Here is a 21,850-nt window from a genome sequence, read left to right on the forward strand (position 1 = left end):
TCACACGCCGGGGCTGCGCATGCGCCGGGGGCCGGGCTCGACCCGCGCGGTCGGCGGCCCGACCCGGACCACGGCTCCGGCGACCACCAGCGAGCGCCCGCCGTGCCACGGGTTCGGCGGGCCGACGATCACCGGTTCGAGCCGCAGCTGCAGCACCTCGGGCAGGTCGTCGGCCAGCCGCGCGACCCGCAGCAGGAGGTCCTCCAGGGCGGCGACGTCGACCGGCTCGGAGCCGCGGTAGCCGTTGAGCAGCGGCCACGCCCGCGGTGCGCGGACCAGCTCGGCGGCGTCGAGGTCGGTGAGCGGGAGGGTGCGGTACGCGCGGTCGCCGAGCAGGTCGGTGGCCACGCCACCGAGACCGAAGCTCACCAGCGCGCCGAACGACGGGTCGTCGACGACCCCCACGACGGTGGCCACGCCCGGGGCGGCCATCTCCTGCACGATCACCGGGTCGCCGGCGGGGATGGCGGCGAAGGCGGTCCGGACGGCGTCGGCGTCGCCCAGGTCCAGCCGCACACCGCCGAGGTCGGAGCGGTGCCGCAGCCACGGCGCCGTCGACTTGAGCACCACCGGGTACCCGATCGCCTCCGCGGCGGTGACGGCCGCCTCGGCGTCGGTCACCGTGCGCGTGCCCAGCAGCGGCACGCCGTAGGCGGCCAGCAGGGCGATCGTCTCGTCGTCGGTGAGCGTTCGCCCGCCGGGCTCCGCGGCCAGCGCCGACAGGACGACCTCGCGCGCGGCCCGCTCGTCGACCCCGTCGAGCTCGGGCACCTCGCCCACCGGACGACGCCGCCAGCGCGCGTACTCCGCCACCTTCGCCAGCGCGATGACGGCGCGCTCCGGGGTCGAGTAGGAGGGCACCGAGCCGCGGTCCGGCGTCCCGTCCTCACCGGGGACGGCGAGCTCCGGCGGGATCCCCTCGGTGGACAGGAACGTCGCGACGACCGGCTTGCCGGCGTCCTGGGCCACCTCGCGCAGCACCCGGCCGAACTCGGCCGACCCCCGGCTCAGCGGCGGCAGGAACACCGCGACCACCGCGTCCACCCCGGGGTCGTCGACGGCCGTCCGGAGCGCGGCGCGGAACTCCTCTGCCGTGCCCCCGGCGCCGATGTCCGCGGGCGCCTCCCAGGCCAGCGCCAGCCCCTCCTCCAGGACGGCGTCGGCGACCAGCACGCCCATCGCGGTGGAGTTGCCGACGACGGCGACCCGGTCGCCCTCCGGCAGCGGCTGGTGGGCCAGCAGCGTGCCGACGTCGAACAGCTGCGCGAGGGTCTCCACCCGGATGACGCCGGCCGAGGCGAACAGCGCCGCCACCGACTCCTCGGGCACCGCCACCGACGTGCCGGCCAGGCCCTCGGTCATGCGGACGTGGCGGCCGCTCTTCACCGCGACCACCGGCTTGCTGCGGCCCACCCGGCGGGCCAGCCGGGCGAACTTGCGCGGGTTGCCGAAGCTCTCCAGATGCAGCATCACGACCTCGGTGCCGGGGTCGGTGGCCCAGTACTGCAGCAGGTCGTTGCCGCTCACGTCGGCTCGGTTGCCGGCCGAGACGAAGCTGGACAGCCCGATGTTGCGGGTGCGCGCCTGCTCCAGCAGCGCCGACCCGAGCGCCCCGGACTGCGCGAAGAAGCCGACCCGGCCGCGCCCGGGGATCCGGGGCGCGAGGCTGGCGTTCAGCCGCACCGCGGTGTCGGTGTTCACGATGCCCAGGCAGTTGGGGCCGACCACCCGCATCCCCGACGCCCGCGCGGCGGCGACCAGCGCGCGCTCGGCGGCCCGCCCCTCGGGACCGGACTCCCCGAACCCCCCGGAGATCACCACCAGGCCGCGGACCCGCTTGCGCCGGCAGGCCTCCACCACGCCGGCGACCTCGTCGGCCGGCACCGCGAGGACCGCGAGGTCGACGTCGTCGGGGATCGCCTCGATGGAGGCGTAGGCGGGCACCCCCCGCACGTGCCGGGCACCGGGGTTCACCGGGTAGACCGGACCGCGGAAGCCGTAGTCGAGCAGGTGTCGCAGGACGGCGTGGCCGATCTTCTCCTCGTCGTTGCTGGCTCCCACCACCGCGACCGAGGACGGCGTGAGCAGCCGGGCGATCGACCGCGACTCGCTGCGCTGCTCCCGCTCGTACAGCACCGCCAGCGCCGTCTCCGTGGGCGCGATCGGGAAGGTCAGGTGGACCACGCCCTCCTCGTACGTGCGCTCGGGGGTGTAGCCGGCGTCGAGGAAGACCCGCACCATCCGGTTGTTCTGCGCCAGCACCTCGGCGACGAAGCGGTCGATGCCGCGCTCCCGCGCCGCGGCGGCCAGGTGCTCCAACAGGACCGACCCCAGACCGCGGCCCTGGTGGGCGTCCTCGATGAGGAAGGCGACCTCGGCGTCGGCGGTGTCGGGGTAGCGGTCGTAGCGGCCGACGCCGATCACCTGGTCGCCGAGCACCAGCACGAACGCCACCCGGGAGTCGTGGTCGACGTGGGTGAACCGGTGCAGGTCCCGGTCGGACAGCCGCTTCATCGGGCCGAAGAACCGGTAGTAGCGGGTCTGGTCGGAGCTGCGCTCCATCAGCCCGACGAGCGCGTCGCCGTCGTCGGGACGGATCGGTCGCAGGTGCAGCGTGCCGCCGTCGGCGGCGATGATGTCGGCCTCCCAGTGCGCCGGGGGCGTGCCGACCTCGTCGGCGGGGACGGTCTGGGTCTGCTGGTCAGTCACGGGGGTCGTCCGGGTCGAGGCCGAAGTAGGGGAACGAGGCCCGGCGGGTGCGGGAGATGGCGCGGTCGACGCGGGACTCGGTGAACGGGTCCCAGCGCGAGAAGCCGGTGTAGCCGCCCTCGGTCATGTGTGTCGGTGGGCGGGCGCGCAGGCCGCGGCGGGCGACGTCCTCCCGCCACGACTGGGGGATCTCCGTCGCCGGGTCCAGCCGGTCCCCGCCGGCCTCGGCGATGAGGTGGGTCCAGGCGCGGGGCACGCAGCGGACCAGGCCGTACCCGCCGCCGCCGAGGGCCAGCCAGCGGCCGTCGCAGACCTCGTGCGCGAGGTCGTGCAGCGCCCGGTAGCTGGCCCGCTGGCCGTCGACGGTGAGCGAGAGGTCGGCGAGAGGGTCCTCGTGGTGGGCGTCGCAGCCGCACTGGGTCACGAGGATCTCCGGCTTGAAGGCCTTGAGGACGCTCGGCACGACGGCGTGGAAGGCACGCAGCCAGCCGGAGTCGTCGGTGCCGTTGGGGAGGGCGAGGTTGACCGCGCTGCCCAGCGCCGTGGCCGGCTCCCCGGTCTCCTCGGGGTAACCGGTCCCCGGGAACAGGGTGAGCGGCGTCTGGTGCACGCTGACGGTGAGCACCCGCGGGTCGTCGTAGAACGCCGCCTGCACGCCGTCCCCGTGGTGGACGTCGATGTCGACGTAGGCGATCCGCTCGTGGCCCTGCGCGAGCAGCCAGGCGATGGCCACCGCGGCGTCGTTGAAGACGCAGAAGCCCGAGGCCCGGTCGCGCATGGCGTGGTGCAGGCCGCCGGAGATGTTCACCGCGTGCTGGGCGGTGCCCGCGTGCACCTGCTGGGCGGCGAGCACGCTGCCGCCGGTGATCAGCGCGGCGGCGTCGTACATGCCCTCGAAGATCGGGTTGTCCGGCGTGCCGAGGCCGAACCCGACGTCGGGGTCGGCCGGCGCGCGCCGCACCGCGTCGAGGTAGGCCGGGTCGTGCACGAGCGTGAGCAGGTCGGTGTCGGCAGCGGTCGGCTGGAGCACCTGCAGCCGGTCGGAGGTCAGGACGCCGAGGGAGTCCGCCAGCCGCATCGTGAGGTCGAGCCGGACAGGGTGCAGCGGGTGGTCCCCGCCCATCGTGTAGCCGAGCAGCGCGTCGTCCCAGACGACCGCAACGGAGTCACTCACCAGCTCTCCTCGCTGACGGGCGGGACGGAGGGGGTCGTCGACGACCCCGGACCACTTCCGGGTGGGACGCTACCGCCGGCGACCCGTTCGCGAGCCCTGGACGCACCGCCGCGTGACCCCGCCCACGAGGCCTCCGCCCGTACCATCGGGGGCGACACGGAGGAGACCTGTGAACGACCTCATCGACACCACCGAGATGTACCTCCGGACGATCTTCGAGCTGGAGGAGGAGGGGATCGTCCCCCTCCGCGCCCGGATCGCCGAGCGGCTGCACCAGAGCGGCCCCACGGTCAGCCAGACGGTCGCCCGGATGGAGCGTGACGGTCTGCTGACCGTCGAGGGTGACCGGCACCTGCAGCTGTCCGACCAGGGGCGCCAGCTGGCCACCGCCGTCATGCGCAAGCACCGCCTCGCCGAGTGCCTGCTGGTCGACGTGATCGGCCTGGACTACGCCGACGTCCACGAGGAGGCGTGCCGCTGGGAGCACGTCATGAGCGAGGCCGTCGAGCGCAAGCTGCTCACCCTGCTGGGCAACCCGAGTGTCTCGCCGTTCGGCAACCCCATCCCGGGGCTGGACGCGCTCGGGGGCGAGACCTCCGCGGTGCTGGACTCGCTGACCCTCCTGTCCACGACGGCCACCCCCGAGGGGCGCCGCGTGGAGGTCAAGCGGATCAGCGAGCAGCTCCAGGAGGACTCCGAACTCATGCGCTCGCTGGCCGACCAGGGGCTGCGGCCGGGCGCGACCGTGGTGGCCCAGCTGGTGGCCGGCACGGTGGCCGTGGACGGCGAGGTGCTGCCCGCCGGCGTGTCCCAGCACGTGTTCGTCAGCGCACTGGACGAGGACCTCACCCCGGTCGAGGCCGCGCCCCGGCTCTGAGCCGGGAGCGGGCCCGGCCCGCGACGCGGGGACGGCGCGGCGGTCGGGCTCACTACGGTGGGCCCGACCGCTCCGACCGGACACGAGAGAAGGCCCCGCGTGAGCCAGCCTCCCGCCGCGACCGACCCGTCCGCCCCCGCCGGGGACGACGCCACCCCGGGCACCTCGCCGTTCGCCGACCTGGCCGCCTTCGTCGCGCTGCCCCGGCTCACCGGGCTGGCGCTCTCCTCCGACGGCCGGCGGCTGGTGGTCTCGGTGCAGACGCTGGACCCCGAGCGCACGAAGTGGCAGTCGGCGCTGTGGGACGTCGACCCGGAGGGACGCCGCCCGGCCCGCCGGCTCACCCGCAGCGCGCCCGGGGAGTCGGCCCCGGCCTTCGCCCCCGACGGGTCGCTGCTGTTCACCTCCGCCCGCCCCGACCCGGACGCCAAGCGGGACGGTGAGGACCCCCGGCCCGCGCTGTGGAGCCTGCCGGCCGACGGCGGCGAGGCCCGGCCCGTGGTGGTCCACCCCGGCGGCGTCGGCGGCTTCGCGGTGGCCGCGGACTCCGGGGACGTGGTGGTCGTGGCCTCGGCGATGCCCGGCGCCGCGGACGCCGAGGCCGACGCCGAGCGCCGCAAGCAACGCAAGGACGCGGGGATCAGCGCGATCCTCCACGAGGCCTACCCGGTCCGGCACTGGGACTCCGACCTCGGGCCGGCCGCACCGCACCTGTTCTGGCTCGGCCGGCTGCCCGCGGAGCCACCCGCAGGAGCCGCCGCCGAGCCGGGTCCGCTGCGCGACCTGACGCCCGACGTCGTCCCGCCCGACGAGGCCGGGGACTCCCCGGCGCTCTCCCCCGACGGCCGGCTGGTGGTCCGCGTCGAGCCGGTGCCCCACGGTCCGGCCGGCCGCCGCGACCGACTCGTCGTCCTCGAGACCGCCACCGGCGAGGCCCGCGTGCTGGTCGACGACCCGCTGGCCGACGTCCACTCCGCCCGCTTCTCCCCCGACGGCACCGCGGTGGTCTGCGTGCGGGAGACGCTGCCGACGTACGAGGACGCGCCGGACTACACGCTCCTGCACGTCGACGTCGCCACCGGGGCGGTCCGCGACCTCACCCCCGACCTCGACCGCTGGCCCAGCGCCCCACAGTTCGCCGCGGACGGCGCGGCGGTGTACTTCCTCGCCGACGACGACGGCCGGCACGCGCTGTTCCGGGTGCCGGCCGACGGCGGGACGCCCGTGCGCCTGACCACGGACGGCGCCTACAGCGACCTGCAGGTGGCCCGCGACGGCAGCGCCCTGTACGCCCTGCGCTCGGCGTACGACGAGCCGCCGGCCCCCGTCCGGCTGGACCCGGAGGCTCCCGGCCAGCACCCCGCGCCCCTGCCCAACCCCGGCGCCCTCGACGCCCTGCCCGGCACCCTGCACGAGGTGACGGCGACCGCCGCCGACGGCACCCGGGTGCAGTCGTGGCTGGTGCTGCCGGAGGGGGCGTCGGCGGACCGCCCGGCTCCGCTGCTGCTGTGGATCCACGGCGGCCCGCTGATGAGCTGGAACTCGTGGTCGTGGCGCTGGTGCCCCTGGGTCATGGCCGCCCGGGGCTACGCCGTCCTGCTGCCCAACCCGGCCCTGTCGCAGGGCTTCGGCCAGGAGTTCGTGCGCCGCGGCTGGGGCGCGTGGGGGGACGCGCCCTACACCGACCTCATGGCGGCCGTCGACGCCGCGGAGCAGGTGCCGGAGGTCGACGCCACCCGCACCGCGGCGATGGGCGGCTCCTTCGGCGGTTACATGGCCAACTGGGTCGCGACCCAGACCGACCGGTTCCGCGCGATCGTCACCCACGCCAGCCTCTGGCACATCGACTCCTTCGTCGGCACCACCGACGCGGCGTACTTCTGGGAGCAGGAGTGGGGCGACCCGCTGCAGCAGCCCAAGCGCTACGAGCAGAACTCGCCGCACCGGTTCGCCGACGCCATCCGGACGCCGATGCTGGTCATCCACGGCGACCACGACTACCGCGTGCCGATCGGGGAGGCGCTGCGCCTCTGGTACGACCTGCAGAAGCGGGGCGTGCCGTCCAAGTTCCTCTACTTCCCCGACGAGAACCACTGGGTCCTGACGCCGGGGAACGCGCGGATCTGGTACGAGACGGTGCTGGCGTTCCTCGCCGAGCACGTGCTGGGCGAGGAGTGGCAGCGGCCGGAGTTGCTCTGAGCACCCTCATCCCGCGGCCCAGACCTCGTCGGGCTCCTCGGCCGTCGCGGTGATCATCGCCCGGAGCTCCCCCGGGGGCAGGCACGCGGTCAGCCCCTGGGCCAGCAGCTGGGCGAAGGTGTAGGTCGGCCGGCTCGCCAGGGCCCGCTCGAGGGCGACGTTGGCCATCGCGCCGTCGCCGCGCAGCCACGCGCTCACCGCGAGGAGGGTGGCCGGTGCGGCGTCCAGCGGGACCGGTGCCCGGCGAGTGCACTCGGTCCACAGCGCCTCGGCCGCGGCGGCGTCGTCCCCGAGGGCGAGGGTGAGTGCACGGTCGCGCACCCGGATGTCGGCGAGCGCCCACAGCACGTGCGCGACGTCGGAGTCCGGGAGCCGGCCGCTGCCGGCAGCGCCCGGCCGGCAGCGCTGCAGCGCCCGGACCACGGTCTCCCAGCCGCGGCGGGCCGCGACGTCCCGGTCGGCCGGGACCGCTCGCGCGGCGCGGTCGCCCACCCGCCAGGCGAGGGCCTCCATCGCCGCCGCGGCCGGCTCGTCGACGCGGGCGATCCGGGCCTCCAGCGCCGCGCGGTCGCGCTCGACGACCACGCCCCCGGCGACGGAGGCGGCCGCCAGCTCGGAGACCCCGGCCGGCAGCGGCGTACCGGCGCCGGGGGCGCAGCAGGGCTCCGGGCAGTCGTAGGACCACCACCGGCCGCGGCGGACCAGGATCGCGTCGACCACCGGGATGTCCAGCGCGGCGAGCGCGACCACCGCGTCGTGCACGACGTCGCGGTGCGGCAGCCCGGCCACGACCTCGCCGGAGGGCTGCCCGGGCAGGGCTTCGAGGTCGTCCGGCGACTCCGAGACCACCGCCACGACCACCCCCGAGGGGTCGTCGGTGGCGACGCTGCGTGCCAGCAGCCGGGCGGCCGGCGCCGACGCCGCCCGCGCCGGGAGGTCGGCCCGCACGGTCAGCCCGACCCGCCGGCCGCTGGGCCCGCCGAGGCCGACCAGCAGCACCGACTCGTGCGGGTGGAAGCCGATCAGGTGCGGCAGCGCCGCGGCCGCCTCACCGGTGTCGGAGATGCGGACCTCGGGCCGTGGGGTGTCGTCCATGCCCCGACCCTCGGGGCCGGGAGGCCCGGGTGGGGCGCCTGCGCGGTACCTGTGGACCGCGGCCGGGCCTGTGGAGGACGCCGGCCGGGATGTCCCCGCCCCGTGCCTGCGCGCGGGTCTCAGACCTCGTACTGGGCCGCGCTCCGCGAGGCGAGGTACGGGGTCACGTGCTCGGCGACCACCTGCAGGTGCACCGGGTGCTCGGCGTAGCGCCGCCAGGCCTCGGCGTCGGGGAAGTCGGCGACCAGCGCGGTGTGCGCGTTGCCCTCCCGCAGCCCGGCGTCGGGGCCGACGTGGAACGACGTCATCCCGCCCACCTCCTCGGGCAGCCGCCGGAGCGCGGCCAGTGTGGTGGCCCGGCGCTCGGGGTCGGCGTCGTCGGACCAGGTGAAGAGCACGACGTGGCGCAGCATGACCGCCACCCTCTCAGCACCGGTCCGCCGTCCACAGCCGGGGCTACCGGAACCGGCGCGTCACACCGGGACACTAGAGTCGCCGACCATGGGACGGTCGTTGCGCGTCGCACTGCTGTCCTACCGGAGCAAGCCGCACAGCGGTGGCCAGGGCGTCTACGTCCGCGCGCTGTCCCGCGAGCTGACCGCCCTCGGCCACGCCGTCACGGTGTTCAGCGGCCAGCCCTACCCGGAGCTGGACGACGGCGTGCCGCTGGAGCGGGTGCCCAGTCTCGACCTCTACCGCGAGCCGGACCCGTTCCGCACGCCGCGGCCGGGCGAGTTCCGCGACTGGGTCGACCTCACCGAGTGGGCCCTGATGTGCACCGCCGGCTTCCCGGAACCGCTCACCTTCAGCCTCCGCGCGGCCCGGGAGCTGCTCCCCCGGGCCGGCGAGTTCGACGTCGTCCACGACAACCAGAGCCTGGGCCTCGGGTTGCTGCGGTTGGTCCGCGCGGGCGTGCCCACGGTGGCCACGGTCCACCACCCGGTCGCCATCGACCGCGCGCTGGAGCTGGCCGCCGCCCCCTCCCGCCGCCGCCGGCTGACGCTGCGCCGCTGGTACGCCTTCACCGGCATGCAGGCGCGCGTGGCGCCGCGGCTGGACGGCATCACCACCGTCTCGGAGAGCTCGCGCCGCGACATCGAGACCCACCTGGGCGTGCCCGCGGCCGGAGTCGACGTCATCCCGGTGGGCATCGACCCCGACGTCTTCACCCCTCCCCCGCCCGGCCGCCCGCGGGACCGCGCGTCGATCGTGGTCACCACCAGCGCCGACGTGCCGCTCAAGGGCCTGGTGCACCTGCTGGAGGCGGTCGCGAAGCTGCGCACCGAGCGGCAGGTGCGGCTGACCGTCGTCGGCACCGCCCGGCCGGGCGGGCCGGCCGAGGCGGCGCTGGACCGGCTGGGCCTGCGCGACGCGGTCCGCTTCACCGGCCCCCTGCCCGAGGCGGACCTGGTGGCGCTGCTGCAGGGCGCCGCCGTCGTCGCCATCCCGTCGCTGTACGAGGGGTTCTCCCTCCCCGCGATCGAGGCCATGGCCTGCGGCACGCCACTGGTCACCACCGACGCCGGTGCGCTGCCCGAGGTCGTGGGCAGCAAGGCCGGCCTGCGGGTGCCCGCCGGCGACGTCGGGGAGCTCACCGCGGCGCTGCAACTGGTGCTCGACTCGCCCTCCCTCGGCGAGCAGCTGGGCCGGGCCGGGCGGCGCCGGGTGCTGGCGTCCTACACGTGGCGGTCCACGGCCGAACGGACGGCGGAGTGGTACGCGCAGGTGCTCGAGAGGAAGAGCCGCCCGTGCTGACCGTCGACTACGACCGGCTCGGCCTGCGGCCGGGCATGACCGTGCTCGACCTCGGCTGCGGCGAGGGCCGGCACGCCTTCGAGGCCTTCCGCCGGGGCGCGCGGGTGGTCGCGGTCGACTGGGGCGTGCCCGAGGTCGAGACGACGCGGCGCTGGCTGGGCGCGATCGCCGAGGCCGGCGAGGGCGGGAACGGCGCCCGGTACGCGGTGGTCCGCGGCGACCTGCGCGCACTCCCGGTGCCCGACGCCAGCGTGGACCGGGTGATCGCCTCCGAGGTGCTCGAGCACATCCCCGACGACGTCACCGCCCTGGCCGAGATCGCCCGCGTGCTCAAGCCCGGCGGGCGGGTCGCGGTGACCGTCCCCCGCTACCTGCCCGAGCGGATCTGCTGGGCGCTGTCGGACGCCTACCACGCCAACGAGGGCGGCCACGTGCGCATCTACCGCGGCGACGTGCTGCGCACCCGGCTCGCCGCCGCGGGCCTGGTGCCCGGCGGGCAGCACCACGCGCACGCGCTGCACGCACCCTTCTGGTGGCTGAAGTGCGCCGTCGGGGTCGACCGCGACACCGCCGCGGTCCGCACCTACCACCGGCTGCTCGTCTGGGACCTCATGCGGCGGCCGTGGCCCACCCGCACCGCCGAACGGCTGCTGGACCCGCTGCTCGGCAAGAGCCTGGTCGTCTACGCCGACAAGCCGGTCGCCGCTGCGGACCAGCCGGCGCCGGCCCGCGCCGCACAGACCGGGCGGACCGGGCGGACCGAGCCGGAGCGGACCGCTGTCTGAGCTGCTGCCGGAGCTGCCCGGGGTGCTCAGCGGGGAGCAGGTGCGCGCGACGGTGGCGGCGATCGCCGCGGAGCAGGAGGCCGACGGCGCGCTGCCGTGGTCCCGCGGCGGCCGGCTGGACCCGTGGGACTCCGTGGAGGCCGCGATGGCCCTCGACGTCGGCGGCGAGCACGACCGGGCCCGGGCCGCCTACCGCTGGCTGGCCGCCCGGCAGCGACCCGACGGGTCGTGGGCCGCCGAGTACCGCGGCGGCGCGGAGTCCGCTCCCGGAGCCGAGAGCAACCACGCCGGCTACCTCGCCGTCGGCCTGTGGCACAGCTGGCTGTGCACCGGTGACGAGGAGCTGGTCACCGCGCTGTGGCCGGTGGTCCGCCGCGGGCTGGACCTGGTCACCCGCATGCAGCTGCCGGGCGGGGCGGTCGGCTGGGCCCTGCGACCGGACGGCACGCCCGACGGCACCGCCCTGCTGACCGGCAACGCGAGCCTGTTCCAGGCGCTGCGCTGCGGGGTCGCGCTGGCCGCGCTCGCCGGGGAGCCGCAGCCGGACTGGGAGCTGGCCGCCGACGACCTCGGCACGGCCCTGCGCACCCGCCCCGGGGCGTTCGCCGACCGCTCCCGCTACTCGATGGACTGGTACTACCCGGTGCTCGGCGGCGCCGTGACGGGGCTCGCGGCCACCGAGCGGCTGGCCGCCGACTGGGACCGGTTCGTCGTCCCCGGCCTCGGCGCCCGCTGCGTCGCCGACCGCCCCTGGGTGACCGGCGCGGAGACCTGCGAGCTGGCGCTGGCGCTGGCCGCCGCCGGCCAGCGGGACGCCGCGGTCGAGCAGGTGGCCGCGATGCAGCACCTGCGCCACGACGACGGCTCCTACTGGACCGGCTTCGTGTACCCCGACGACGCCCGCTGGCCGGTGGAGCGGACCACCTGGACGGCGGCCGCGGTCGTCCTCGCCGCGGACGCGCTGGCCGCCGCCACCCCCGCCTGCGCGCTGTTCACCGATCCGGCGGCGCTGCCGGCTGCCGGCACGGATGCGTCACAGGGTGCGGTGGATTGGCTCGCGGGAGGCGCGGGCACGGTGCTGTCGTGACCCCGCCCGACACCCCCGCCGCCGCAGGACCGCCCGTCACCGTCGTGGTGGCCAGCCGCAACCGCCGCGAGGACCTGCTCGCCTCACTGCCCCGGCACGAGGCGCCGGTGGTGCTGGTCGACAACGGCTCCACCGACGGCACGGTGGACGCCGTCCGGGCCGCCCACCCCGAGGTGACGGTGCTGCCCCTGGAGCACAACCTCGGCGCCCGGGCCCGGACGCTGGGCGCCGAGCAGGCCGGCACCCCGTTCGTCGCGTTCGCCGACGACGACTCGTGGTGGGCGCCCGGCGACCTGGCACGGGCGGTGCAGATCATGCGCGCGCACCCGCGGCTGGCGCTGCTCAACGCCCGCATCCTCGTCGGCCCGGAGGAGCGGCTGGACCCGGTCTGCGCCGAGATGGCCGACAGCCCTCTGGGCACCGCCCCCGACCTGCCCGGCCCGTCGCTGCTGGGCTTCGTCGCCTGCGCGGCGCTGGTGCGCACCGAGGCGTTCGCGGCCGTCGGCGGGTTCGACGCGGTGGTCCGCTTCCCCGGCGAGGAGGAGCGGGTGGCGCTCGACCTCGCCGCCGCCGGCTGGGGACTGGCCTACGTCGACGAGGTCACCATCCACCACCACCCCTCCCCGCGGCGGGACGCCCCGGCCCGCCGGCAGGCCGCGATCTGGCGCAGCCGGGTGCTCACCGCCGTCATGCGCCACCCCCTCCCGGCGCTGCCGCCGCTGCTCGCCTCCGCCGTCCGCGCCGGACGCCCGGGGCTGCGGGGGCTGCTGCGCGCGGTCCCGGACGTGCCGGCCGCGCTACGGGGCCGCCACCGGGTGCCCGACGCGGTGTGGTCCGACGTCCGGCTGCTCGCCGGCGACGCCGCGTGACGGCGACCGAGGCCGCCCCCGGCCGCGTGAGAGAGGACTCTCCTGCCCCCCACCACTCGCAAGCTGGCGGCGGGCCCCTGCAGGAGGGCCACACCGACCCGCGGGTGGCCGTCGTCGTCATCACCCACCAGCGCCGCGACGAGGTGCTCCGGGCGCTGGCCCGGCTGCGCGCCCTGCCCGAGCAGCCGCACGTGGTCGTGGTCGACAACGGGTCCACCGACGGGACGGCGGCGGCGGTCGCCGAGCGGTTCCCCGAGGTGGAGCTCGTCGCCAGCCCGGAGAACCTCGGCGCCGTCGGCCGCAACGTCGGCGTGGCCCGGGTGTCGACCCCCTACGTGGCCTTCTGCGACGACGACACCTGGTGGGACCCCGGCTCGCTGCGCGCGGCCGCCGACGCCTTCGACACCCACCCGCGGCTGGCCGTCGTCACCGCGCGGATCCTCGTCGAGCCGGGCGGCCGCGAAGACCCGATCGTCTCGGAGCTGCGGGACTCCCCCGTCCGCGGCGCGGACTGGCTGCCCGGCCCGGCGCTGGGCTCCTTCCTCGCGGGCGCGTCGGTGCTGCGGCGCGCGGCCTTCGAGGAGGTGGGCGGCTTCTGCGAGCGTCTGTGGCTCGGCGGCGAGGAGGAGCTCATGGCCGGCGACCTCGCCGCCCGCGGCTGGGAGCTGTGCTACCTGCCGGAGCTCACCGTGCACCACCAGGCCAGCACCGCCCGCGATCCGCACAAGCGCCGCCGCGACGGCATCCGCAACACCCTCTGGACGACGTGGCTGCGCCGCCCGCTGCGACCGGCCCTGCGCCGCACCCGGCACCTGTTGCGCACCGTGCCGCGGGACCGGCTCAGCGTGCTCGGCGTCCTGGACGCGGTGCGCGGGCTGCCCTGGGTGCTGCGGGAGCGCCGGGTGCTGCCGCCGCACGCCGAGGCCCGCTTCGCCGCGCTCGAGGAGTCGCAGCGCACCTCGACCGCCCGCCGCTACGTCAGCTGAGCACTCCTGCCACGGTTCGTGCACACAACGTGCCCTGCCAGGCCGGGAGACCACGGTCTGCGCGCAGACCGCCGGCCGGGCGCGGTGCGGGCCCGAACCGGTCAGCCCTTGACGTACGAGAGCTTCTCCACGACCTTGCCGCCCCGGACGGTGATGACGTCCACGCCGCGCACGTGGCCGCCGCCCTCCCCGGTCCCCCACGAGTACCGCCACAGCGCCACGGCCCGCTCGCCGTGCGGCAGGAGGTCCTCGGTGGTGAACCGGGCACCCGGGGTCGCGAACAGCTGCTCCCAGACGCGCCGCACCTCCGCCTGCCCCTCGTGGCGGCGTCCGTCGGGCGGCTCGGTGGACTCGAACACGACGTCGTCGGCCATCTCGGCCATGATCGCGTCCACGGCGCCCCGGCCGAAGGCGTCGAGGAAGCGCTCCACCACCACCCTGGTCGCCTCGGTGGTCGAGTCGCGCAGCTGATCCGATCGCGTCATCGCGCCTCCTCGCCGACGCCCCGTCGCGTCGCGTCGCGTCGCGTCCGCCAGGATGCCACCGGGGATCCCGGTCGAGGAGGCTCAGCGGGCGCAGTCGATGCAGGTGCGCGCGGCGGGCCGCGCTTCCAGCCGCTCGGGGGCGATCGGCCGCCCGCAGCTCTCGCAGGTGCCGTAGTCGCCGGCCGCACGGCGGGCCAGCGCGGCGTCGACGTCGGCCAGCCGGCGCCGGGCGGCGTCGAGCAGGGCGACGACCTGCTGCCGTTCGAAGGCGATGGTCGCGCCCTCCGGGTCGTGCTCGTCGTCGGCGTTGGACGACCGGGACGCCGCGACGACGGCGTCGAACTCGGCCGTCAGCGCCGCGATCTGGGCGAGGACGGCGGCCCGCTCGGCCGCCAGCGCACCGCCCCCGCCCGCCTCAGCGCTCACGGCGGAGCAGCCTCAGGGAACCGGTGCCGGGCAGCTCGGTGAACTCCCCCGACGCGAGCACCCGCCGGTACACCCCGTAGGGCGCCTGACCCCCGTCGGCCGGGTCCGGGAAGACGTCGTGGATGGCCAGGGTGCCGCCGACGGCGAGCTTGGCCGCCCAGGCGTCCTGGTCGCGGCGGGCGGACTCCTCGGTGTGGCTCCCGTCGAGGAACAGCAGCGCCAGCGGGGTGGTCCACAGCGGCGCGAGGGTCTCCGACCGGGCGACGACGGCGATGACGACGTCCTCCGCGCCGGCGTCGGCGATGGTCCGGCGGAACCGGGGCAGGGTGTCGAGCAGCCCGACGGCGGGGTCGACCAGCGACGGGTCGTGGTACTCCCAGCCCGGCTGGTGCTCCTCGGAGCCGCGGTGGTGGTCGACGGTGACCACCTGCCGGCCGGTCTCGCGGGCGGCGGCGGCCAGGTAGAGCGCCGACCTCCCCATCCAGGTGCCGACCTCCAGCAGCGGGCCGGGGACGGTGACCGCGCGGGCGGCCTCGTACAGCGCCGTCCCCTCCTCGTCGGGCATGAAGCCGGGCGCGGCGCGGGCGGCGAGCAACAGGTCGGGCACGGTCCTCGCCCCGCTCACCGGGCGAACCGGGCGCGCAGGGCGGTCATCCGCCGGTCGGTCGCGGCCCCTGCCTCGGTGCCGGCGGCCTTGGCGAAGAACGCGCCGGCCGCCGTCGTCACCGGGACGGCGAGGACCAGGGCGATCGCGCCGACGAGGGTGCGGATCACCTCCTCCGCCATCGCCGAGCTGGTGAGGACGACGTCCCACGGCTGGGAGTAGAGCTCGAAGAGCAGCAGCAGCGGCAACGCGGCCCCGGCGTAGGCGAAGACGATCGTGTACACCGTCGAGGCGATGTGGTCGCGGCCGACCGTCATGCCCCGGCGGTAGAGGTCCCGCCAGCTCATGTCGGGGTCGACCTCGTTGAGCTGCCAGATCGCCGAGGCCTGGGTGATCGTGACGTCGTTGAGCACGCCGAGCCCGGCGACGACCACGCCGGCGAGCACCAGGCCGGAGAAGTCCAGCGTCGGGTCGTACTGCAGGAGGGTCGTGGTCTCCTCGCTGGTCAGCCCGGTCAGCCGGGCGGTCTCGACGGCGACCGCGCCGAGGACGGCGACCAGCGTGAGGCCGAACAGGGTGCCGACCAGCGCGGTCGTGGTCCGGGCGGAGAAGCCGTGGGCGAGGTACAGGACGACGAACATGATCGCCGCCGACCCGACCAGGCTGACCAGCACCGGCGACTGGTCGGTCAGCAGGGCCGGGAGCACGAACTGCAGGAGGACGAAGAAGGCGAACGCCAGCCCGACCAGCGAGGCCAGCCCCCGCAGGCGGGCCACCAGGCCCACCACCACGGCGAAGGCGATCGTCAGGACGACGATCGGCACGTCCCGGTCGTAGTCGAAGAACGCGTACGACGCGGCTCCCTCGGCGCCGCCGTCCCGGGTGAGGACGAGGACGTCGCCCTCGGCGACCCCGGCCGCGAACACCTCCGCCGGCAGGTCGACCTGCACGAAGTCGCCCTCGTCGGGCCCGTCGAGCACCTCGGTCACCACCGTGGCGCAGGTGAGCTGCTGCGCCGGCTGCCCGTCCCCGCCGGGCAAGGAGCAGTCGAACGGCTCCACCGACGACACCCGGGCGTCGTGGTACGTGGTCCCCGGCGGGACGTACAGCTCGGCGGCCTGCTGCGCCCGCGACGGCTCGTCCCCGGGCCACAGCACGACCAGCCCCACGACGGTGGCCAGCCCGACCGGCACGAGCAGCAGGAGCATCAGCCGGACCGCACGGCGCCGGCGGAGGAGGACCTCCGGACTCGGCGGGGGCGCGTCGGGGTCGGGACCGTGACTGTGGGGGTGGCTCGGCGGCACCCGGTCAGGCTAGGAGGTGCCGATGGGCGCTCACTCCTCGACGGGGAACCGCCGCCACAGACCGGACAGCTGCAGCGGGCGGGCCACCGTCGACGGCGGGGCGACCAGCACCAGCTCCACCCCGCGCGGCTGCCCCAGCTTCTGCAGCTGCACCAGCACCGCCATCCCCGCGGAGTTCACGTAGGTCACCGCGCGGGTGTCCAGGCGCACCCGGTGCAGCCCCGGCTCGGCGAGCAGCAGGTCGGTCATGGTCCGGACCAGCGGGCGCCGCGCCTCCTCGCTCAGCTCCCCGACGACGGTCAGGGTGGCGACGTCGCCCGCCAGGCTGGTGGTCACCTCCGTCGTCCCGCTGCCGGCCTGCTCGTGTCCCGTCTCCCCCTGCGCTGGGGGACCCATGCGCTCGTCCACGGCAGAGCACTGCCCCGTGCGGCCGATGCTCAAGCGCCCGCCGGCGAGGCCGTGGCCGGTCGAGCGGGGAACAAATTCTCCGGATGGATGTTTACACCAGTGCGTGTCAGAGGTAATCTCCAGTTGCCACTAGAGGTTCACCTCGGGCAGCGAACTCGACAGGACCACACACAGGAGGTTGCACAGCCATGGCGATGCTGACCGCCTACGACCCGTTCGCCGCCACGTCCGCCGCCTTCCGGGCACTGGACCAGCTCACCGGCCGCGGTGGCGGGATGACCGCCCGCCCGCTGTCCGGCATGCCGATGGACGCCTACCGGGTCGGCGACAACTTCGTCGCCCACTTCGACCTGCCCGGCGTCGACCCCGGCTCCATCGACCTGTCGGTCGAGGGCGCGACGCTGACCGTGACCGCCGAGCGCACGGTGCCCCAGCTCGAGAACGCCGAGTGGAGCATCGCGGAGCGGCCCTACGGCAGCTACACCCGGCAGCTCGTGCTCGGCCGGAGCCTGGACACCGACCGGCTCGAGGCCAGCTACCACGACGGCGTGCTCACCGTGAGCATCCCCGTCGCCGAGAAGGCCCGGGCCCGCAAGATCCAGGTCACCCGCGCCGACACCCCGGTCGCGGTGGAGGGGCGCACCATCGAGGGCGAGTCGTCCCAGTCCAAGGCCGTCGAGAGCTGATCGGCCACCCGGCGGCACGCGGCCGCCGCGCAGCAGGGGCCGGGTCCGCACGGGCCCGGCCCCTGCGCACTGTCGGGAGCAGAGGAGCGCCATGAGCGAGCGGCACCGCGAGGAGCCCGACCCGGGTGGCGAGGCGCTCCGGCGGCTCGACGACCCCGACTTCCCGGCGCTCTCGATGAGCCAGGCGGCGGAGCTGCTCGGTGTCCAGGCCGCCTTCCTGCGCAGCCTGGACACCGCGGGGGTGCTCCAGCCGCACCGCTCCCCCGGCGGGCACCGCCGCTACTCCCGCCACCAGCTCACCCTGGCCGCGCGACTGCGCGGCCTCCTCGACGACGGACACACCCTCGCCTCCGCCGAGGTGATCCTCGGGCTCCAGGACGAGCTCGCCGACGCCCGGGCCGACAGCGAGCGGTTGCAGGCCACCGTCGACCGGCTGCGCGCCGGCGGTACCGGGAACGCCGGCCGGGGCCGCCGCGACGCCCGCCCCGACGCTGCGCAATAGACCCTAGGGGGGTATGGTTCTCCGCAACGGAGCACGAGCCGTCAGGAGGACCCCCGTGGAGAGCGCGCCGCACGGCTACATCCACCGCAAGGACGACTACCTCAAGCGCCTGCGGCGCATCGAGGGCCAGGCCCGCGGCCTGCAGCGGATGGTCGAGGACGAGAAGTACTGCATCGACATCCTCACCCAGGTGTCGGCGATGACGAAGGCGCTGCAGTCGGTCGCCCTGGGCCTGCTCGAGGAGCACATGTCGCACTGCGTCGTCCAGGCGGCCCAGGCCGGCGGCCGCGAGGCCGACGAGAAGGTCCGTGAGGCGTCCGAGGCGATCGCCCGGCTCGTCCGCTCCTGACCCCCAGCACCCGAGAGGAACCCCCATGAGCACCGCCACCTTCACCGTCGTCGGCATGACCTGCGGCCACTGCGTCACCGCGGTCACCGAGGAGGTCTCCGCCGTCCCGGGCGTCACCACCGTCGACGTCGACCTCGCCACCGGCGGCCTGACGGTCAGCAGCACCGACCCGGTCGACGACGGCGCCGTGCGCGCCGCGGTCGAGGAGGCCGGCTACGAGCTCGCCGGCAGCTGACCGGCGCACCGCGCGAGGGGATGCCATGAACACGCCGGCGCGACTGGCCGTCGTCGCCCTCGGCCTGGCCGCCGTCTTCGGCGCCGCCGTCGGCGTCGGTGCCGCGGTGGGCCCGATCGCGGCGCCGGAGTCGCACGCGAGCGCCGGCAGCCCGGCGCCCGCCCCGGCCGGGCCCGCCTACGGCGGTCTCGCGGTCGCCGAGTCCGGGTACCGCCTGGAGGTGCCGGACCCGCAGCTGCCGGCCGGGACGGCGACCCTCGCCTTCCGCGTGCTGGGCCCCGACGGCGCCCCGGTGCGCGCGTACGAGGTGGAGCACGACGAGGACCTGCACCTCGTCGCCGTCCGCCGCGACCTCACCGGCTACCAGCACCTGCACCCGGAGCTCGGCGCCGACGGCACCTGGCGGACGCCGGTCGCGCTCACCGCGGGCAGCTGGCGGGTCGTCGTCGACACCACCCCGACCGCGCTCGGCGAGGACCTGGTGCTCGGCACCGACGTCGAGGTGGCCGGCGACTACGACCCGCAGCCACCGCCCGAGCCCGCCGCGGTGACAGAGACCGACGGCTACACCGTCGTCCTGACCGGGGACCTCGTCGCCGGCCGCGAGTCGGAGCTGACCCTCAGCGTCAGCCGCGACGGCCGGCCGGTCACCGACCTGCAGCCCTACCTCGGCGCCTACGGCCACCTGGTCGCGCTGCGCGAGGGCGACCTGGCATACCTCCACGTGCACCCGGTCGAGCCGGCCGACGGGACCACCCCGGCGCCCGGTCCGCACGTGGCGTTCGCCGCGACGGCGCCGTCCCCCGGCGCGTACCGGCTGTTCCTCGACTTCCGGCACGGCGACACCGTGCACACCGCCGCCTTCCCCGTCCAGGTCGCCCCGGGCAGGGAAGGCGGCGCCCCCGACGAGCCGGCCGGCCACGGTCACGGCGGCTGAGGAGACCCGCGTTGAGCGCCACCACCCAGTCGCCGGCCGGCGAGGTCGAGCTCGCCATCGGCGGCATGACCTGCGCCTCCTGCGCCGCCCGCATCGAGAAGAAGCTCAACCGGCTCGACGGCGTCACCGCGACGGTGAACTACGCGACCGAGAAGGCGAAGGTGCGCTACGGCGGCGCCGTCACCCCGGCCGACCTGATCGCCACCGTCGAGAAGACCGGCTACACCGCGACCCTGCCGCAGCCGCCGGCCGCTCCCGAGCCGGCGGCCGAGGAGGACGGGGTCCTGTCCCTGCGCCGCCGGCTGGTCGTCGCCACCCTGCTGACGGTGCCGGTGGTGGCCATGGCGATGGTCCCGGCGCTGCAGTTCCCGTACTGGCAGTGGCTGTCGCTCACCCTGGCCGCGCCGGTGGTCGTCTGGGGCGGCCTGCCGTTCCACCGCGCCGCCTGGACCAACCTGCGCCACGGCGCGGCCACCATGGACACGCTGGTCTCCCTCGGGACCGGCGCGGCGTTCCTGTGGTCGCTGTACGCGCTGTTCCTCGGCACCGCCGGCGAGCCCGGCATGACGCACCCGTTCGAGTTCACCGTCGCCCGCGGCGACGGCAGCGCGAACGTCTACCTCGAGGCCGCCGCCGGCGTGACCACGTTCCTGCTGGCCGGGCGGTTCGTCGAGGCCCGGTCCAAGCGGCGGGCCGGCGCCGCCCTGCGGGCCCTGCTGGAGCTCGGCGCCAAGGAGGTGTCCGTGCTGCGCGGCGGCACGGAGCGCCGGGTGCCGGTCGGCCGGCTGGGCGTCGGCGACCTGTTCGTCGTCCGGCCCGGCGAGAAGATCGCCGCGGACGGCGAGGTGACCGACGGGGCCTCCGCGGTCGACGCCTCGATGCTCACCGGCGAGTCGGTGCCGGTCGAGGTGGGCCCGGGCGACCCCGTCGTCGGCGCGACGGTGAACGCCGGCGGCCGGCTGGTCGTGCGGGCCACCCGGATCGGCGCGGAGACCCAGCTGGCGCAGATGGCCCGGCTGGTCGAGGAGGCGCAGAACGGCAAGGCGCAGGTGCAGCGGCTGGCCGACCGGGTCTCCGGCGCCTTCGTGCCGGTCGTGCTGGCCCTCGCCGTCGCCACCCTCGGCTTCTGGATCGGCGCCGGCGCCGGGCTGCCGGCCGCCTTCACCGCCGCGGTGGCCGTGCTGATCATCGCCTGCCCGTGCGCGCTCGGGCTGGCCACGCCGACCGCCCTCATGGTCGGCACCGGCCGCGGCGCGCAGCTCGGCGTCCTCATCAAGGGCCCGGAGGTGCTGGAGTCCACCCGCGCCGTCGACACCGTGGTGCTCGACAAGACCGGCACGGTGACCACCGGGCGGATGACCCTCACCGACGTCGCCCCCGCGCCCGGCGAGGACGCCGGCCGGGTGCTGCGGCTGGCCGGCGCACTCGAGCACGGCTCCGAGCACCCGATCGCCCGCGCGGTCGCCGCCGCGGCCGCCGACCGGGTCGGCCCGTTGCCGGCGGTCGAGGGCTTCGCCGGCCTCGCCGGGCTCGGCGTGCAAGGCGTCGTGGAGGGCGCCGCGGTGCTGGTCGGGCGGCCCCGGTTGCTGGCCGAGCGACAGGTGCCCGTACCGGCGCCCCTGGCCGCCGCGCAGGCCGACGCCGAGACCCGCGGGGGCACCGCCGTCCTCGTCGCGGTGGACGGCGCGGCGGTCGGCCTGCTGGTCGTCGCCGACGCGGTCAAGCCGACCTCGGCCGCCGCCGTGACGCAGCTGCGCGACCTCGGCCTGCACCCGGTCCTGCTGACCGGCGACAACGAGGCGGTCGCGCGGACCGTCGCCGCCGAGGTCGGCATCGACGAGGTGGTCGCCGAGGTGCTGCCGCAGGACAAGGTGGACGTCGTCCGCCGGCTGCAGGCCGAGGGCCGGGTCGTGGCGATGGTCGGCGACGGCGTGAACGACGCCGCCGCCCTCGCCCAGGCCGACCTGGGGCTGGCCATGGGCACCGGCACCGACGTCGCGATCCAGGCCTCCGACCTCACGCTGGTGCGCGGCGACCTGCGCGCGGCCGCCGATGCCATCCGGCTGTCCCGCCGCACGCTGGCGATCATCAAGGGCAACCTGTTCTGGGCGTTCGCCTACAACGTGGCGGCGATCCCGCTGGCCATGGCCGGGCTGCTCAACCCCATGATCGCGGGCGCCGCGATGGCGCTGAGCTCGGTCTTCGTCGTCACCAACAGCCTCCGGCTGCGCCGGTTCGCCCCCCTGCCGGGAAACGGCGGCACCACCGCCGTCCCCGCCGGGCGCCGGGCGGCCGTCGCCGCCTGACCGGAGACACCTTCCTGCGGATGCGCGGGGGGGGGGCCCCCCGGGGGGGGGGGGGGGCGCGGGCCGGGGGGG

Annotated in this window: 22 protein-coding genes; 13 read left to right on the top strand and 9 right to left on the bottom strand. The window is 76.0% G+C overall.

Annotation, left to right across the window (positions count from 1 at the left end; all coding sequences use genetic code 11):
- Both ACI784_RS21940 and ACI784_RS21945 read right to left on the bottom strand, forming a co-directional pair.
- Nucleotides 1-2,709: a bifunctional acetate--CoA ligase family protein/GNAT family N-acetyltransferase gene (locus ACI784_RS21940; protein ID WP_457014896.1), complete on the bottom strand. Its 2,709-nt coding sequence runs from the start codon at nt 2,707-2,709 to the stop codon at nt 1-3.
- Nucleotides 2,702-3,883 carry an acetoin utilization protein AcuC gene (locus ACI784_RS21945; protein ID WP_457014897.1) on the bottom strand — a complete coding sequence of 394 codons (1,182 nt, stop codon included), beginning with the start codon at nt 3,881-3,883 and terminating at the stop codon, nt 2,702-2,704. Before ACI784_RS21945 ends, ACI784_RS21940 begins: the two co-directional genes overlap by 8 nt.
- Before the next feature lie 169 nt (nt 3,884-4,052).
- On the opposite strand from ACI784_RS21945, the gene ACI784_RS21950 reads away from it, so the two are divergent.
- Together ACI784_RS21950 and ACI784_RS21955 are read left to right on the top strand one after the other, a co-directional pair.
- A complete protein-coding gene (locus ACI784_RS21950) occupies nt 4,053-4,760 on the top strand; it encodes a metal-dependent transcriptional regulator (protein WP_456924418.1) in 708 nt (235 codons plus the stop codon).
- A 99-nt stretch (nt 4,761-4,859) separates the two neighbouring features.
- On the top strand, nt 4,860-6,959 hold the full coding sequence (locus ACI784_RS21955; RefSeq protein ID WP_456924419.1) for a S9 family peptidase: 2,100 nt from the start codon (nt 4,860-4,862) through the stop codon (nt 6,957-6,959).
- A 6-nt stretch (nt 6,960-6,965) separates the two neighbouring features.
- Here the strand turns inward: ACI784_RS21955 and ACI784_RS21960 are convergent, their stop codons facing one another.
- Together ACI784_RS21960 and ACI784_RS21965 are read right to left on the bottom strand one after the other, a co-directional pair.
- Nucleotides 6,966-8,054, bottom strand: coding sequence for a DUF4192 domain-containing protein (locus tag ACI784_RS21960; protein ID WP_457014898.1), 1,089 nt, complete (start codon nt 8,052-8,054; stop codon nt 6,966-6,968).
- Nucleotides 8,055-8,173: 119 nt separating this feature from the next.
- Complete coding sequence (locus ACI784_RS21965) at nt 8,174-8,467, bottom strand: Dabb family protein (RefSeq protein WP_457014899.1); 294 nt, start codon at nt 8,465-8,467, stop codon at nt 8,174-8,176.
- A gap of 88 nt (nt 8,468-8,555) precedes the next feature.
- Between ACI784_RS21965 and ACI784_RS21970 the strand changes: the two genes are divergently transcribed.
- From ACI784_RS21970 to ACI784_RS21990, 5 genes are all read left to right on the top strand, one after another.
- Complete coding sequence (locus ACI784_RS21970) at nt 8,556-9,809, top strand: glycosyltransferase family 4 protein (protein ID WP_457014900.1); 1,254 nt, start codon at nt 8,556-8,558, stop codon at nt 9,807-9,809.
- Nucleotides 9,803-10,594, top strand: coding sequence for a class I SAM-dependent methyltransferase (locus ACI784_RS21975; RefSeq protein ID WP_457014901.1), 792 nt, complete (start codon nt 9,803-9,805; stop codon nt 10,592-10,594). The genes ACI784_RS21970 and ACI784_RS21975 overlap by 7 nt, the downstream gene beginning before the upstream one ends.
- Before the next feature lie 22 nt (nt 10,595-10,616).
- Nucleotides 10,617-11,681: a prenyltransferase gene (locus tag ACI784_RS21980; protein WP_457014902.1), complete on the top strand. Its 1,065-nt coding sequence runs from the start codon at nt 10,617-10,619 to the stop codon at nt 11,679-11,681.
- A complete protein-coding gene (locus ACI784_RS21985; RefSeq protein WP_457014903.1) occupies nt 11,678-12,550 on the top strand; it encodes a glycosyltransferase family 2 protein in 873 nt (290 codons plus the stop codon). The genes ACI784_RS21980 and ACI784_RS21985 overlap by 4 nt, the downstream gene beginning before the upstream one ends.
- 104 nt (nt 12,551-12,654) lie before the next feature.
- Nucleotides 12,655-13,536 carry a glycosyltransferase family 2 protein gene (locus ACI784_RS21990; RefSeq protein ID WP_457014904.1) on the top strand — a complete coding sequence of 294 codons (882 nt, stop codon included), beginning with the start codon at nt 12,655-12,657 and terminating at the stop codon, nt 13,534-13,536.
- 101 nt (nt 13,537-13,637) lie between these two features.
- Here the strand turns inward: ACI784_RS21990 and ACI784_RS21995 are convergent, their stop codons facing one another.
- The 5 genes from ACI784_RS21995 to ACI784_RS22015 form a co-directional block, all read right to left on the bottom strand.
- Nucleotides 13,638-14,021, bottom strand: a complete 384-nt coding sequence (locus ACI784_RS21995) for a nuclear transport factor 2 family protein (protein WP_457014905.1) — start codon at nt 14,019-14,021, stop codon at nt 13,638-13,640.
- Between the two features lie 81 nt (nt 14,022-14,102).
- Complete coding sequence (locus ACI784_RS22000; RefSeq protein WP_457014906.1) at nt 14,103-14,447, bottom strand: TraR/DksA family transcriptional regulator; 345 nt, start codon at nt 14,445-14,447, stop codon at nt 14,103-14,105.
- A complete protein-coding gene (locus ACI784_RS22005; RefSeq protein ID WP_457014907.1) occupies nt 14,437-15,054 on the bottom strand; it encodes a class I SAM-dependent methyltransferase in 618 nt (205 codons plus the stop codon). Before ACI784_RS22005 ends, ACI784_RS22000 begins: the two co-directional genes overlap by 11 nt.
- A gap of 14 nt (nt 15,055-15,068) precedes the next feature.
- A complete protein-coding gene (locus ACI784_RS22010) occupies nt 15,069-16,259 on the bottom strand; it encodes a YibE/F family protein (RefSeq protein ID WP_456924430.1) in 1,191 nt (396 codons plus the stop codon).
- 126 nt (nt 16,260-16,385) lie between these two features.
- On the bottom strand, nt 16,386-16,751 hold the full coding sequence (locus tag ACI784_RS22015; RefSeq protein ID WP_456924431.1) for an STAS domain-containing protein: 366 nt from the start codon (nt 16,749-16,751) through the stop codon (nt 16,386-16,388).
- A gap of 200 nt (nt 16,752-16,951) precedes the next feature.
- Here ACI784_RS22015 and ACI784_RS22020 point away from each other — a divergent pair, with 200 nt between their 5' ends.
- From ACI784_RS22020 to ACI784_RS22045, 6 genes are all read left to right on the top strand, one after another.
- On the top strand, nt 16,952-17,449 hold the full coding sequence (locus ACI784_RS22020) for an Hsp20/alpha crystallin family protein (RefSeq protein ID WP_456924432.1): 498 nt from the start codon (nt 16,952-16,954) through the stop codon (nt 17,447-17,449).
- Nucleotides 17,450-17,540: 91 nt separating this feature from the next.
- The gene (locus tag ACI784_RS22025) at nt 17,541-17,951 is read left to right on the top strand and encodes a MerR family transcriptional regulator (RefSeq protein WP_457014908.1); all 411 of its coding nucleotides are present in this window, start codon (nt 17,541-17,543) and stop codon (nt 17,949-17,951) included.
- 55 nt (nt 17,952-18,006) lie between these two features.
- On the top strand, nt 18,007-18,300 hold the full coding sequence (locus tag ACI784_RS22030) for a metal-sensitive transcriptional regulator (RefSeq protein WP_345771608.1): 294 nt from the start codon (nt 18,007-18,009) through the stop codon (nt 18,298-18,300).
- 25 nt (nt 18,301-18,325) lie between these two features.
- The gene (locus ACI784_RS22035; RefSeq protein ID WP_456924434.1) at nt 18,326-18,535 is read left to right on the top strand and encodes a heavy-metal-associated domain-containing protein; all 210 of its coding nucleotides are present in this window, start codon (nt 18,326-18,328) and stop codon (nt 18,533-18,535) included.
- A gap of 25 nt (nt 18,536-18,560) precedes the next feature.
- Complete coding sequence (locus ACI784_RS22040) at nt 18,561-19,472, top strand: hypothetical protein (protein ID WP_457014909.1); 912 nt, start codon at nt 18,561-18,563, stop codon at nt 19,470-19,472.
- 11 nt (nt 19,473-19,483) lie between these two features.
- The gene (locus ACI784_RS22045) at nt 19,484-21,778 is read left to right on the top strand and encodes a heavy metal translocating P-type ATPase (RefSeq protein ID WP_457014910.1); all 2,295 of its coding nucleotides are present in this window, start codon (nt 19,484-19,486) and stop codon (nt 21,776-21,778) included.
- Nucleotides 21,779-21,850 lie beyond the last annotated feature (72 nt).

The organism is Geodermatophilus sp. SYSU D01186 (assembly GCF_054050215.1).